The organism is Acinetobacter sp. MF4642, assembly GCF_002018925.1.
Classification (GTDB): domain Bacteria; phylum Pseudomonadota; class Gammaproteobacteria; order Pseudomonadales; family Moraxellaceae; genus Acinetobacter; species Acinetobacter johnsonii.
Window position 1 is genome coordinate 1 of sequence record NZ_MVON01000087.1, and the last position, 735, is coordinate 735.

1 pseudogene is annotated in these 735 nt (G+C 39.6%); it reads right to left on the bottom strand.

Features of this window, described 5'->3' with window-relative positions:
• Positions 1-12: 12 nt before the first annotated feature.
• Positions 13-735, bottom strand: a pseudogene (locus MF4642_RS16560) (IS3-like element ISAba19 family transposase); the annotation flags it as partial.

A 735-nucleotide genomic window follows, 5' to 3' on the forward strand; every position in this document is an offset into this window, starting at 1 on the left:
TTTTTATTTAAGTTAGGCCACCTGACCTAACGGGTTAATCTTATCATAGTACATTGCTTCAAACTCAAAAGGCGATACATAACCCAGTGCACTGTGTACACGCTTTTTATTGAACCAATATACCCAGTTTAGTGTCGCAAGTTGTACATCTGCTAAACCTTGCCAATCTGCTTTTAAATATTCAATCACCTCTGTTTTGTATAAGCCATTCACCGTTTCAGCCAGAGCATTATCGTATGAATCACCAGTTGTACCGACTGATGCTCGTAAATTTGCAGCTTCTAAACGATTGGTATAGCGAATAGAAAGATATTGAACACCTCTATCGGAATGATGAATCACATTCTTTGGCATGCCTCGATCGTGCAATGCTTGCTCCAATGCATCGAGCACCATATCTGTATTCATCCGTGTAGATACTTTCCATCCAACAATTGCTCGTGAGAACACATCAATAACAAATGCGGTATATACCCAGCCTGAATGAGTTTGAATATACGTAAAGTCACCCACCCATAGTTGGTTTGGATGATCAGCATTAAAATTACGTTTCACTAAATCATCTGCCCGTTTTTGGTCATCTCGGTTACGAGTAGTTTGTTTATTCTTACCACGCCAAACACCTTGTATACCTAGCTTTTGCATCAATCGAGCAACTGTACAACGTGCAATAACATAACCCTCACGTTTCAATTTTTGCCAAACTTTACGTACACCATATCGACCTGAACTTTC